A 13,764-nucleotide genomic window follows, 5' to 3' on the forward strand; every position below is an offset into this window, starting at 1 on the left:
ACGCACACCGGTCGGCCCCACCGTCGGCTCACCGCACGACACAACGCCCAGCGCGCGCAGCGGATCGGTGCCGACGGACTACCGGGAGATGCTCGCGCCTCCGGCCGCGAGCCCCCGTCAGGCCCGCCGGGTGGTGCGACCGCCCCGCACGACGCGCGACCGGACGCTACCGGCGTTGGCGGTGAGCCTGGTCGTCCTGCTGGGCGTCGCTCTCGCCGCAGTGGCACTCACATCCGGGTCGGGCTCCCTCGTCACGCGGGTCACCGCCGCACAACCGCTGCCGAGCCCGACCGTCGACCCGGGCACGTGCGGACCGGGCTCACCGCTGCGGCCGGTCTGCACCCCGCCCACACAGCCGACGGCGGCCACGACGACCGGGTTGCCCGTGTCCAACCCCAGCAGGCCGTCCGCCTCGGCCAGCTGCGTCCCAGGACCGCTGCAGCCCGGGTGCCCCGGCCCGAGCACCACGTCGTCGCCGTGCACGGGCCAGGGCTGCATCCCGCAACCCGGTGCCACCACGACACCGACGACCACACCCGGCACCGGGCAGCCAGGACAGGGCGAGCAGACCGAGGACGACTGCGGGATCACCGACATCGGTGCCTGCATCACCGAAGCCATCAACGCCTTCTTCCGGGGCATCGTCACCGAGGCACTCAACCCGCTGCTGGACCTGCTGTCGCGCACGCTGCTGACCACGCCGATGCCCGACTCGCTGCCGCGGGTGGGCGAGCTGTGGGACAACTCCTGGCAAATCCTGCTGGTCTCCTACGGCCTGCTCGTGCTCATCGCCGGGATCGTCGCGATGGGATACCAGACCGTCCAGACCCGACACTCCATCAAGGAACTCGCCCCGCGCCTGGTCGTCGGGTTCCTGGCCGGTGCCCTGTCGCTGTGGGTGGCGACCACGGGCATCCAGATCGCCAACGCGCTCGTCGCGGCGATCATGGGCGGCGGGGTCGACGCGAACTCCGCGGGCGAGACGCTGCGCAACCTCGTACTCGGCAGCCTCAACGGCGGCATCTGGATCATCTTCATCGGCGTCTTCCTCGCCGGGATGCTCGTCGCGCTGCTCATCACCTACGTGGTGCGGGTCGCGCTGACCATCATCCTCATCGCCGGGGCCCCGATGGCGCTGATGTTCCACGCCCTGCCCCAGACCGAAGGCATCGCCTACTGGTGGTGGAAAACCTACGGCGGCTGCCTCGCAATCCAACTCGGCCAAAGCCTGACGCTGATCACCGCGATGAAAGTGTTCCTCGCCCCCGGCGGATTCACCCTCTTCGGCCCCACCACCTCCGGTCTGATCAACCTGCTCGTCGCGCTCGCGCTGATGTACATCCTGTTCAAGATCCCGTTCTGGGTGCTGTCGTCGGTGCGCGGCGGGGGTGGCAGGCGCGGTCTGATCGGGTCGCTGGTCAAGGGCTTCCTCGCCTACAAGACCTTCGGCCTGCTCCGCGGTGGCGGTGGCGGTGGCGGCAAGAGCCCGAAGCCACGCCCGTCGGGCGGCGGCCGGGGCGGCAACGGCGGCGGAAGGTCCAGCGGCGGCAGCGGTTCGTCCAACCCGTACGCCAACACGCGCACCACCGGAGGCGGGCAGTACGTCCTGCCGCTGCCCGGTGTGCGCCGCACCCGCCCGACGGGCAAGCCCACGCCGAAGCCGACGTCCGGTCCGACCTCGAAGTCCTCCGGTCCGCGGGGCCGCCAGCTGGCGCTGCCGTTGGGGGACGACTGGCCGGAGAACAAGCCGGTCCTCGGCCGTGACGGGCAGTACCGGCTGCCCCTGGACGTCCAGCGCACGACGCCACGACCGGCCTCACCCACCGGGACGGACACCGGCGGTCGTCGCACCCGCCCGGCCGGGGGCAAGCAGCTCGAGTTGCCGTGGGACCCCTACCAGGGCAACCGCCCGAACCGGTCCGGGCAGTACCCGCTGCCCCTGGACGGGGTGCGTCGAGTGCCCCGCCCGGTGAATCCGCCGCCTCCACCTCCACGACCGAGCGGACGTCGGGTGGTTCAGCCGGAGCTGCCCTTCGACCCGTACAAGGGCGACCGGGCGACCCGCAGCGGCCAGTACCCGCTGCCGCTGGACGGCCTGCGCCGGGCTCCCGCCACCAAGCCCGCAGCCGCTCCGCCACCAGCGGCACCGCCTCGGCGCGTGCCGCGCGCGGGACAGCAGCTGCGGTTGCCGCTGGACCTGCCCAAACCCGCCAAGCCACCGACGACGCCGGTCTTCAGCTCACCACCGCCACCGCCACCGCCGCCACCGGCGCGGCCGAGTCCCAAGCCAGGAGGTAAGACCTCATGACCGCTCCCGTCCGCATCCCGGCCGATGTCGACATGCACGACCGCGTTCTCGGGCCGCTGACCGCACGCCAACTGGCCATCCTCGCCCCCGCCGGGGCGGTGCTCTACCTGATCTGGGCGGCCACCCGTGCTTTCGTCCCGATCCCGGTGTTCGCCGCGTTCGCCGTCCCGGTCGGCGCGGTGTTGGCGATGCTCGCCCTGGGCAAGCGCGACGGGGTGCCGATGGACAAGCTGCTCGTCGCCGCGATCCGGCAACGCGTCGCTCCCCGGCACCAGGTGGCCGCCCCGGAGGGCGTGTGCCCGGCACCTGCCTGGCTCACCCCGGACACCGACCGGAGCACGAGCCCGACCGTGGGTCGCCGCAAGGGCGGCAAGGGCGGGACCGGGCAGCCCGAGCAGGTGTCGCCTTCGGCGTTGCGGCTGCCAGCGGAGGCCGTCACCGACACCGGGGTGGTCGACCTCGGCAGCGACGGCCTGGCGGTGGTCGCGGTCGCCAGCACGGTCAACTTCGCACTGCGGACCCCGAACGAGCAGGAGGCGCTGGTCGCTTCGTTCGGCCGCTACCTGCACTCCCTGACCGCACCGGTCCAGGTGCTCGTGCGCACCGAACGCCTCGACCTCTCCACCCAGATTGCCGAGCTGCGCGAGCGCGCGGGTGGGCTGCCGCACCCGGCGCTGGAGGCCGCCGCCGTCGAGCACGCCGACTACCTGGTCCAGCTCGGGCAGCAGTCCGACCTGCTGCGCCGCCAGGTGCTGCTCGTGCTGCGCGAGCCGCTCGGCACAGCGGCGCCGACCGACGGGTTGGGCGGACCCGGCCCGCTCGCGGTGCTCGGGTCGATGACGGGCAAGCACCGCAAACAGGCGGACGGACAGATCGACGCCGGAACACGCCGGGCGGCTGAGTCCCGGCTGGTGCGCCGTCTCGGCGAGGCGATCGAGCTGCTGTCCCCGGCCGGAATCGTGGTCACCTCGCTCGACGCCGGACAGGCGACGGCGGTGCTGGCCTCGGCGTGCAATCCCGACAGCCTGCTGCCCCCGTCCGCCGGGTTGGCCGGCGCGGACGAGGTCATCACCACCTCCGGCGCGGACCTCGCCGAGGACGACCCCAACGACGGCCGCTTCTTTGCACACACCGCCACGGCACCCAGCCGGTCGGAGGACAGCGACGAGTACGGGGACGACTGGGACTACGAGGACGACTACCCGGATGACTCCGAGGACGAGAGGGGGCGGTCCTGATGGCTTCCCGCGCACGCAAGAACCGTGGCAACCACAGCCCTGCCGCTCCGACAACGGCCTCTTCGGCAGCCGCCGCGTTCACCCCCGACGCCCTGTCGGTAGCCGCACGGCACCTGGAGGTCGGCGGCGAATGGGTCGCCAGCTTCGCCGTCGTCGGGTTCCCGCGTGAAGTGCATCCCGGTTGGTTGGCACCGTTGCTGACCTATCCCGGTCGCCTGGACGTGTCGCTGCATGTCGAACCGATCGACCCGGCCACCGCTGCCTCCCGGCTCAAGAAGCAACTGGCGAAGCTGGAAGCCGGACGGCGGCACACCGCCGAGCACGGCCGCCTGTTCGACCCGCAGGTCGAGGCCGCCACCGAGGACGCCTACGACCTCTCGTCCCGTGTCGCGCGCGGCGAGGGAAAGCTGTTCCGGGTCGGGCTCTACCTGACCATCCACGCGGCGACGGAGAAGGGACTGGCCGACGAGGTCGCGGCGTTGCGGTCGCTGTGCGCCTCGCTGCTCTTGGACGCCAAACACACCACCTATCGGTCGTTGCAGGGCTGGGTGTCCACCCTGCCGCTGGGCCTCGACCTCATCGGCATGAGACGCACCTTCGACACCTCGGCGTTGGCGGCGGCATTCCCGTTCACCAGCCCCGACCTGCCCGCCCCCGACCCCACCTCGGTCGCGGCACCGTCCGGGGTGCTCTACGGCTACAACGTGGGCTCGCAGGGGCTGGTGCACTGGGACCGGTTCGGCGACGGGATGCACAACCACAACTCGGTCATCCTCGGGCGCTCCGGCGCGGGCAAGTCCTACCTGGTGAAGTTGGAGCTGCTGCGCAGCCTGTACCGGGGCATCGAGATCGCCGTCGTCGACCCCGAGGACGAGTACGCCCGGCTGGCCGCCGCGGTCGGCGGCACCTACGTCCACCTCGGCGCGCGAGGCGTCCGCCTCAACCCCTTCGACCTGCCGATCCACACCCGCGCCGACGGCCGCCGCACCGCCCCGAAAGACGCGCTCGTGCGCCGGTCTCTGTTCCTGCACACCGTCATCGCCGTCCTCGTCGGCGGCGAGTTGGAGGCGGCGCAGCGGGCCGCGTTGGACCGGGCGATCGCCGCGACGTACCAGAGCGTGGGGATCACGGCCGATGCCCGGACCTGGACCCGCCCGTCACCGACGCTGCGGGTCTTGCGGGACCGACTCGCGGACGCCGGGCAGGCAGGCGACCGGGCCGCGGGCGAACTCGCGGCGGGGCTGCACCCGTTCGTCGAGGGCGCGTTCAAGCACCTGTTCGACGGCCCCAGCAGCGTCAACCCCGAAGGCCACCTCGTCGTGTTCAGCCTGCGCGACCTGCCCGACGAGCTCAAGGGCATCGGCACCCTGCTCACCCTGGACGCGGTGTGGCGGCGGGTGTCCAACCCCGCCATCCGCCGACCGCGCCTGGTCGTGGTGGACGAGGCATGGCTGCTGATGAAGGAGAAGTCGGGCGCGGAGTTCCTGTTCCGTATGGCCAAGGCGTCCCGCAAGCACTGGGCCGGGTTGACCGTGGCGACCCAGGACACCGCCGACGTGCTCGGCAGCGACCTGGGCAAGGCCGTCGTGGCGAACGCGGCGACCCAGATCCTGCTGCGGCAGGCGTCGCAGGCCATCGACGAGATCACCCGGACCTTCGACCTCTCCGCCGGGGAACGAGCGTTCCTGCTCTCCGCCGACCGTGGCCAAGGCCTGCTGTCGGCAGGCACCCAGAGGGTGGCGTTCCAGAGCATCGCCTCGCCCACCGAGCACTACCTGGTGACCAGCGACCCGGCCGAACTCGCCGCCTACGCCGACACCGCCGGGCCGGTCGACGAGGCCGAGGCCGCGTTCGTCGACCTGGGCTTCGACGGAGACGAGTTCGGCTCCGACTCCGACGATGACCAGGTCCACCTCGACGCCGACTGAGCCGCGCAACCACCTGATGCGCACATCTCCCGTGAAGGGACTCGTTCATGCTGCCCCGAACACTGACTTGGGTACCACCTGCCCTAGACCGGCCACCGGAACCACTTCTCACCGCCGTGCCAACGCACTCGACGGCCTCTGCCGCCGCCGGCTGGATGGAGGACTACCTACGCGACCCTGGCGGCGCGCTCCTCGCGCTGCTGGCCCGGCTGCGGGACCTCATCCTGGAGTGGGGCCCGATCGCGGTCCCCGTCCTGGCGGTGCTCGTCGCCGGGATCGTGCTCGGCCGGCGGTGGTGGGGACGTCGCTGCCACCAGCTGCTGCTGGCCGACGCCCGTCAGGTCACCGTGCTCGCCCCACCCGCGGTGGATCCCGCAGGCGGGGCCGCGTTGTGGTCCAACCTCGTCGGACTGCTCCGGCCGGGCTGGCGCCGCACGTTCACCGGCCAGCCGCACGTGGCGTGCGAGTACGTGTTCTCCGAGGCCGGTGTCGCGATCCGGTGGTGGGTGCCCGGCGTCATCCCGCCCGGCCTGGTCGAACGCGCCGTGGAGGCGGCCTGGCCAGGCGCGCACACCCGCGTCGGCCCGTCCGAGCCGCCCCTGCCCACACCGGACGAGGGGCAACGGCACCTGGTGGTCGGCGGCGAGCTGCGGCTGGCCCGCCCCGAGGCGTTGCCCATCCGCAGCGACTTCGACGCCGACCCGATCCGCGCTCTGATCGGCGCTCCGGTCGGGCTCGGGCGTGAGGAGTACGCGTGCGTGCAGGTGCTGGCCCGCCCGGTCACCGGCCGCCGTGTCCAGAAAGCCCGTCGCGCCGCCCGCCGAGTCCACACCGGCGGTTCGACCCGGCTGGTCGGCCGCCTGCTCGACGCGATCACCCCCGGCACGGGCAGCCGCTCGCGGCGTACGGCTACTGCGAGGACGAAGACCGGGGCCTTGCACAGCGATCCGCAGACCTCGCTGGAATACGCGGCGCAGAACCGCGCGATCGTCGCCAAGCAGCGTGGCAGCCAGTTCGAGACGGTCGTCCGCTACGCCGTGGCCACCCTGCTGCCCGCTAAAATCGACGAGGCCGAGGTCCGCCGAGCGCGGGACGTCGCCCGCGGACGGGCACACGCCCTGGCAGCCTCGTTCGCCTCCTACACCGAGCACAACCACTACACCCGCCGCCGCGTCCGCCACCCCGGCCGCGTCATCGACTCCCGTCGTCTGGGACGCGGAGACCTGCTGTCGGTGCCTGAGCTGGCGGCGATCGCCCACCTGCCGACCGATGAGTCCATCCCTGGCATCCAACGCGCCGGAGCCCGCGCGATCGCACCCCCACCGGGCATCGCGACACCGGGTCCGGAGGCCAAGCCGATCGGGGTCACCGACACCGGTCACCAGCGCCCCGTCGCCCTGCGTGTCCCGGACGCCCGCCACCACCTGCACGTCATCGGCGCGACCGGCTCGGGCAAGTCGACCCTGCTCGGCAACATGATCCTCGCCGACGCCGAGGCCGGCCGAGGAATCGTCCTCATCGACCCCAAGGGCGACCTCGTCACCGACGTCCTGTCCCGCCTGCCACGCTCGGCAGCCGATCGAGTCGTGATCTTCGACGCCGACAGCAAATCCCGGCCACCGTGCCTCAACCCCCTCGACGGCGGCGAGACCGACCTGACCGTGGACAACCTCGTGTCGGTGTTCCGACGGGTCTACTCGGCGTTCTGGGGCCCGCGCACCGACGACGTGATGCGCGCCGCCTGCCTCACCCTGCGCACCCAGGAAGGCGTCGCCACCCTGGCAGACCTGCCCAAACTGCTGGCCGACGAGGCGTTCCGCAGCCGCGTCACCGCCGGCATCACCGACCCCGTGCTGCGCGGATTCTGGTCCTGGTACGAGCAACTCACCGACTCCTCCCGCTCACAAGTCATCAGCCCGCTGATGAACAAGCTCCGCGCGTTCCTGTTGCGGCCATTCGTCCGCGACGCGATCGCGGGCGGTCAATCCACAGTGGACATGAGCCGGGTCCTCGACGGCGGTATCTGCCTGGTGCGCATCCCGAAGGGCTCGCTGGGCGAGGAGACCACTCGGCTGGTCGGGTCGCTGGTGGTCGCGCGGACCTGGCAGGCCACCACCGGGCGGGCCCGCACCCCGCAACGGCTGCGCCGGGACGCGAGCCTGGTCATCGACGAGTGCCACAACTTCCTCAACCTGCCCTACCCCATCGAGGACATGCTCGCTGAGGCCCGCGGGTTCCGGGTCGCGATGACCCTGGCCCACCAGCACCTCGGCCAGCTCCCCCGCGAACTCCGCGAAGGCATGTCCACCAACGCCCGCAGCAAGATCTTCTTCAACGCCAGCCCCGAGGACTCGCGCGAGCTGTCCCGCCACACCGCCCCACGGCTGTCCGACCACGACCTCGCCCACCTCGGCGTCTACCACGCCGCCGTGCGCCTGGTGCTCAACGGCGAGGAAGCCCAGCCGTTCACCGTGCTCACCCGGCCACTCCCACCCGCCATCCCTGGCAGAGCACGAGAGATCCGCGGCGTGGCGCGCCGTACTGCGCGCACTCGTGCGACCGAGGCCGCCACCACCTCGCCTCGCACCGCCGCCCAGCCGCCTCACGGCTCATCGGACTCGACCCGAGTCGCGGACCGGAGCGAGTCCGTCGCGCGCCCTCGTAGCTCCGATCCCCGCCGCAACGGCTGACCTCTCCCCTGATCCGACCTGCCACCTGTCCACCACCCCGGCGTGCCTCGCGTCCGGGGTGACGCCGCCTGCTCACTCGGAGGTGCCCTCCATGATCACCAATCCCACCCGCCAGCGCGCTCTGCGCGGCCACAAGCCCACCCGGCCCACCCCGCGTGTCGCGAACACCGCCGAGCACCAGGCCGTGCTGGCGTGGCGGCTGACCCCGCGCGACAAGTGGATCGCCCGGATGCTCTGGGAACACAAGGTCCTCACCGCCCACCAGATCACCGCACTCGCCTTCCCCAGCTTCCGCTCCGGACGGATGCGGCTGCGCGAGCTCTACCTCTGGCGTGTCGTCGACCGCTTCCAGCCCTTCGTCACCCTCGGCACCGCGCCCATGCACTACGTGCTGGCGCCCACCGGCGCGGCTGTGCTCGCCGCCGAGGACGGCCTCGACGTCAAACAGATGGGCTACCGGCACGACCGGGTATTCGGCATCGCCCACAGCCTGCGCCTGGCCCACACCGTCGGGGTCAACGAGTGGTTCACCGCCCTGGTCGACCGCGCCCGCCACCCCCACTCCGGCGAACAGGTCGCACTGGCGGCGTGGTGGTCGGAGACCCGCTGCGCCCGCCACTTCGGCGACCTGATCAAACCCGACGGCTACGGCCGCTGGCGCCACCACGACGACCGTCACGGTGACCGGCAGGTCGAGTGGTTTCTCGAGTACGACTTCGGCACCGAGCCGCTGGGCAAGCTCGCCGGGAAACTGGCCGGCTACGCCGCCCTCGCGCAAGCCACCGGTATCACCACGCCGTTGCTGGTGTGGCTACCGACCTCACGGCGCGAGGCCGCCGCCCGCAGGCTGCTCGCAACAGCGTGGCGCGAGCTCGACGACCGGCGCTCGGTGCCGATCGCCACCGCGGCAGCCGAACTTCTCAACCCCGAGGCTGGCCACCCGAGCCCAGCCGACCAAATCTGGCTGCCGCTGACCGCCCCCGCCGGAGCGCCCCGGCGACCGCTGTCGGGGCTGCCCGACGCCTGGCCACATGTGCCACCGCCGGCCACGCCCAACGAGGAAACCCCGACGGGGGCGGACTCGCCACAGCCCTTGTCGCCGCCGCCTTCACCGATGCCACCCACCGCAACCAACCCACGAGCGCCGCGCGGGGTGGGCCAGCCGGGGAGGTGGTGAGAGCGTGTTCGCCAAGATCGCCATCGGAGCCGCGGCCTTGTTGCTGCTCATCCCCATCCTGATCGGCCACAGCGTAAGTGCCGTGGTGGAAGCGCTGTTCGGCAGCTCGTCGACCACCTCGGTGGACTGCACCAAGCCCATGGCCGACATCCCGCCCGACTACTGCCTGCTCTACGTCACCGCAGCCCCGCACTGCCCCGGCCTGAACTGGACCGTGCTCGCCGCGATCGGCAAAGTCGAGACCGACCACGGCCGGCTGAAAGCGCCTGGTGTGGCCGACGGCGAGAACCACGCCGGAGCCGGCGGACCGATGCAGTTTCTCGCACCAACCTTCAACGGCGTCATCGCCAAACACCGGATCCCGCCCGGCGGCGCCAGCCCGCCCTCGCGATACAACCCGCACGACGCCGTCCACGCCGCGGCCTTCCTGCTGTGCGACGAAGGCGTACGGCAAGGCGACCTGCGCGCGGGGATCTTCGCCTACAACCACGCCGACTGGTACGTCGACAAGGTCCTCGAACAAGCCGCCAAGTACGCCGAGGCCGCCGCAGCCGGCGTCGGCAACGGCGACTGCAACGCCATCCAAGCCCTCAACGCCATCACCCACGCCGCCATCAACTACGCCTGCGGACAACGAGGACTGCCCTACGTGTGGGGCGGCAACGGCCCTGACGGCGGACACGCCGGGTTCGACTGCTCCGGACTGACCAAAGCCGCCTACGCCGCCGCCGGGGTGACCCTGCCCCGCACCGCCCAGACCCAGTTCGACGCGGGCCCACGCGTCCCTGCCGGGCAGCCGCTGTTGCCGGGCGACCTCGTCTTCTACGGCACACGCGGCAACATCCACCACGTCGGCCTCTACATCGGCGGCGGACTCATGATCAACGCCCCGACCTTCGGTCAGCCGGTGCAGATCGACAACTACCGGTACAACGGCGACGACTACGCCGGAGCGACCCGCCCGGCTACCCCTATTGCGGTCGCCGTTTCCACGCACACGTGATCGGTTTCGAGTACAGCCGGCCTCAACATGACCAATTGATCAGCTACCACGCGTGAGTCCCTGGCAGGTTGAGCGGTTGATGGTTCCGCTTCCCGTACAGTCCCAGCCGGGAGTGGACCCGTACGGTGCCGCGAGGTTGTCGCCGGAAAGCCGTCGGCCAGCGAGGTGAGAGGCGGGCTACATCGTCCACGTGATCTGGCACCAGTCGTCCAACCCAGGCTTGTCGTAGCTGACGATGACCTTGACCTCCTGCTTGCCAGGGCGACTGTAGTCTCCGATGTCGGCCGTATTGATCCTGTGCCAGTTGCCGTCTTTGTCAGGAATTCCGCCTTCATATCGGTCGCCGTCCCACCAATCGATGTTGGCCTGGTCGCGGCCGTTATTGGTGAGGCGATACTCCACCTGACCCACGTAGTTGACGTAGCTGCCGTTGTAGAGGTGCCAGAACCGAACCTCTGCAGGGTTCCGCCTCACTCACGCCTGTGCCGACTATCGCGGCAGGACGGCCGGGCCGCCCGCGCCTGTAGATGCGGGCGGCCCGGCTGCCGAAGAAAGACTCACTGCTCTCGACGCGTTCCGATCGTCAGTCCTCGGCGGGTACGCAGCTCGGCGCGAAGCTCGGCGAGTGAGCGTCCGTCCGAGGTTCGTTTCCACTGCACCCAGCCGTTCCCGTGAAAGCTGCCGGCGAGGGCGGTCAGCGCGCCGGAGGGGTTGGCGTAAGCGCGGCCGTCGGCGAGGACCAGGGTGCCGTCGGAGCGGATACGGGCGGTGTGCCGGGCACCGCGCCCTGGAAGATCCCAGATGAACTCCTCGCCCTCATAAAGCAGGCCGGCGGCGAGCAGGTCCGCAAGGGCGCCGTTGCCGCCAAAACCCCCCAGAGATCGACCCTCCGTGGGGCCTGTCGGGAGCGGGGCGATCCCGGTTGCTTCCACGTGCAGTGCCATGATCGCCGCAGCGGTCACCGCGACGGCCCACGGCCAGCGCGGGTCCAACCCTTCCCACTCACCGACCCGCATCCACCGGTCGCCGTGGGCGAGCAGCATCTCCACATCGACCCGGTCGTCCGGTGACGACTCGCCGTCGGGCGCGGTCAGCACGAGGACGAGATCGCCTCCGGATACTGCCGCCTGTAGCTGTTCGGGCAGCCAACATCCGGCGAACAGGGCGACTTCGCCTTCCCGGTCGGGATCGGTGTCGTCCAGGACGTCCGCTGCCAGCACCAGCATCGCCCAGGTGTTCTCGGGCTGCCGCATGGGCGTGGCGGCGACCGACGGGGCGAGAATCATGGCGTCCTCCGGAAGTCCTTCCCGCCACAACATCTTCGTCTCTTCGTCGTCCTGTGTCGCTACGGGCGTCGGGTCGGCCGGGGTGGTTGCGGTGTCGCCACACGGCGCGGCAACAGCAGCGTCCGGGGTGGCCTCGGGTGGCGTCGGCGGCGTGGTGTCTGCAGTCATGGTTTCCCATTTCCCTTCAGGTCGGGTTCATCCGGGCCTGACGGCCCACATGTATGGACGCTTCGTGACCGCCACGATGTCAATGCCCGTATGCGACCGGCGGCGAAGTAGACGCTTGTGGCGTAACGGTTTGTCGATTCTCTGACCGTCTACAGAAGACAGTTGGCTTGTTCGGTCATTCCGCTTGACTTCACGGCGGCAAGGAAGCGTCCATAGTCATGCGGCCCGACATCACCGGATGCGCACCGGGGGCCGCACCCGCCCTGGCCGGGGCATGACCGCCCACACCACACGTCACTTCCTGCGAGGTAGTCATGTCCACCAACGCCCGTCCGGCATTGCGAGCTGTCCCCGATCCGGTGAAGCCGCGCACCGACACCGAGGAGAAGCTGTGGCAGGCACTGCTCGACAATCCCGGCAGCACTGCCTCCGCCCTCTCGGCCACCGCCGGGATCGGCAAGTCCACCGCGCCGAAGCTCCTCGCACGTTGGGAAAAGGAAGGTCTGGTCGCCCGCACGGCCGGGATCGCCGACGGCGGATCGCGTCCCGCCGACCGCTGGTCGATCACCACCGATGATCGGCCTTCCGGAGAAGACCGGTCTGCCGACGACGGGCCGACCGATGACCGACGCGCGCATGATCACCCCTTGGTTGAGGGTGACGTGCCCGCCGCCGAGGACCGACCCGCTGCGGCCGGTGAGGCGGATGTGGATGCGGAGCCGAAGGGCCGGAGGTTGGCACCGGGGGCATTGCGTGGGCTGGTCGAGGACCACCTGCGGGAGCACTCCGGGCAGGACTTCACCCCGAACGTGATCGGCAGGGCACTGTCCCGGTCGGCCGGTGCGGTGCACAACGCGCTGGAGAAGCTGGTCGGCGGCGGCTACGCCGTGCGCACCAGCGACAAGCCCAAGAGGTACGCGCTCGCCCCGGGCTCCGACGAGTCCACCGCGAACAGCTGAAGGGCCTGGGCGGGTACCACCGCCCGCGCCGGCACCCACACTGACGACATACGGGAGCACGACCATGCGCACCACCCGCCCGGCGGACGCCACGACCGCCGACCACCAAGCCGTCACGCCCACACCGTCTTGCCCTGCCATCGCCGACTTCTACGACGAGCACGGCACCGAATCCCGATGGCTCGGAGCCGTCCAAGGCCACGCCGACCCGCGATCACTGCGCACGATCGTCGCCGGGCGAACGCTGTTGGAGGCGACCGACCCGGACACCTTCACCGCCGCCGTGGCCGACCTGGTCGACGTGTGGACAGACCGGGACGACGGCCTGTGCTATCCGCCGTCGGGCGGATGGCCGTGGCCGTGGCAGGACCTCCGCCACGCCGACTGGGTCTACACCTTCGACGGACACCGGGTCTGGGTCGTCATCGACCGCACCACGGTAGGCACGATCACCCCGACGGCCCTGCTACCCGAACCGGAGGACGTTCTCGCGCGACGGGTCGAACTTCTCGACGACCTGCACCGGCGAACCGACCCCACCGCCGAGGACCATCCCGCCGCTCCCGGACAACCCAGCCCTCGCCGAAGCCGCTTCGACCTGCTGCACGAACACGTGCTCCGCGCCGGCGACCGCACGCAGCCGTTGACCGATCGTGAGATCGCCGACCTGGCGTTCGCGCTGACCAACCCGCTGGTCCGCGACGCCTGCCTGTCCTTCGCCATCAGCGAGCACGCCGACCGCGCCGAGGCCCTGTGGACCGAACTGGTCAGGACGAGCCCCGTGCCCGAACGAGCCGAACCGGCCGCGCTCCTGGCCGCCTACGCCTGCCTGCGAGGCGACCTCAACCTCGCCGCCGCCGCAGTCGGACACGCCGAGAAGAGCTTCCCCGGGCACCGCCTCGGCGAACTGCTCGGCACCGCACTGTGCAACGGGATCGACCCGCAAGCCCTGTCCGAGATGGCGCGACGGAGCCAGAAGCTGATCGCAGAGCTGTGACCCCGGCCCC

The 13,764-nt window shown here is 71.0% G+C and carries 10 protein-coding genes; 8 read left to right on the forward strand and 2 right to left on the reverse strand.

The window, feature by feature from the left end; translation table 11 throughout:
• Positions 1–67 precede the first annotated feature (67 nt).
• From OQ02_RS24300 to OQ02_RS24325, 6 genes are all read left to right on the forward strand, one after another.
• Positions 68–2,308 (forward strand): type IV secretion system protein, encoded by a 2,241-nt coding sequence (locus OQ02_RS24300; protein ID WP_231500201.1) that lies wholly within the window; start codon positions 68–70, stop codon positions 2,306–2,308.
• Complete coding sequence (locus OQ02_RS24305; protein ID WP_033440860.1) at positions 2,305–3,546, forward strand: PrgI family protein; 1,242 nt, start codon at positions 2,305–2,307, stop codon at positions 3,544–3,546. The genes OQ02_RS24300 and OQ02_RS24305 overlap by 4 nt, the downstream gene beginning before the upstream one ends.
• Entirely contained in the window at positions 3,546–5,474 is a 1,929-nt protein-coding gene (locus OQ02_RS24310) for a VirB4 family type IV secretion system protein (RefSeq protein WP_033440861.1), read from the forward strand. The genes OQ02_RS24305 and OQ02_RS24310 overlap by 1 nt, the downstream gene beginning before the upstream one ends.
• Before the next feature lie 155 nt (positions 5,475–5,629).
• The gene (locus tag OQ02_RS24315; protein WP_051772740.1) at positions 5,630–8,164 is read left to right on the forward strand and encodes a type IV secretory system conjugative DNA transfer family protein; all 2,535 of its coding nucleotides are present in this window, start codon (positions 5,630–5,632) and stop codon (positions 8,162–8,164) included.
• Between the two features lie 91 nt (positions 8,165–8,255).
• Positions 8,256–9,341, forward strand: coding sequence for a replication-relaxation family protein (locus OQ02_RS24320; RefSeq protein ID WP_033440863.1), 1,086 nt, complete (start codon positions 8,256–8,258; stop codon positions 9,339–9,341).
• 4 nt (positions 9,342–9,345) lie between these two features.
• Positions 9,346–10,344 carry a C40 family peptidase gene (locus tag OQ02_RS24325; protein WP_051772741.1) on the forward strand — a complete coding sequence of 333 codons (999 nt, stop codon included), beginning with the start codon at positions 9,346–9,348 and terminating at the stop codon, positions 10,342–10,344.
• A gap of 177 nt (positions 10,345–10,521) precedes the next feature.
• On the opposite strand, the gene OQ02_RS24330 is transcribed toward OQ02_RS24325, so the two are convergent.
• A complete protein-coding gene (locus OQ02_RS24330; RefSeq protein WP_156077273.1) occupies positions 10,522–10,755 on the reverse strand; it encodes a hypothetical protein in 234 nt (77 codons plus the stop codon).
• 146 nt (positions 10,756–10,901) lie between these two features.
• Positions 10,902–11,798, reverse strand: coding sequence for a hypothetical protein (locus OQ02_RS24335; RefSeq protein WP_033440865.1), 897 nt, complete (start codon positions 11,796–11,798; stop codon positions 10,902–10,904).
• 314 nt (positions 11,799–12,112) lie between these two features.
• On the opposite strand from OQ02_RS24335, the gene OQ02_RS24340 reads away from it, so the two are divergent.
• The gene (locus OQ02_RS24340) at positions 12,113–12,757 is read left to right on the forward strand and encodes a MarR family transcriptional regulator (protein WP_063747141.1); all 645 of its coding nucleotides are present in this window, start codon (positions 12,113–12,115) and stop codon (positions 12,755–12,757) included.
• Between the two features lie 64 nt (positions 12,758–12,821).
• A complete protein-coding gene (locus OQ02_RS44995) occupies positions 12,822–13,754 on the forward strand; it encodes a DUF4192 domain-containing protein (protein WP_063747142.1) in 933 nt (310 codons plus the stop codon).
• Positions 13,755–13,764 lie beyond the last annotated feature (10 nt).

Source organism: Saccharothrix sp. NRRL B-16314 (assembly GCF_000716595.1).
Taxonomy (GTDB): domain Bacteria; phylum Actinomycetota; class Actinomycetes; order Mycobacteriales; family Pseudonocardiaceae; genus Actinosynnema.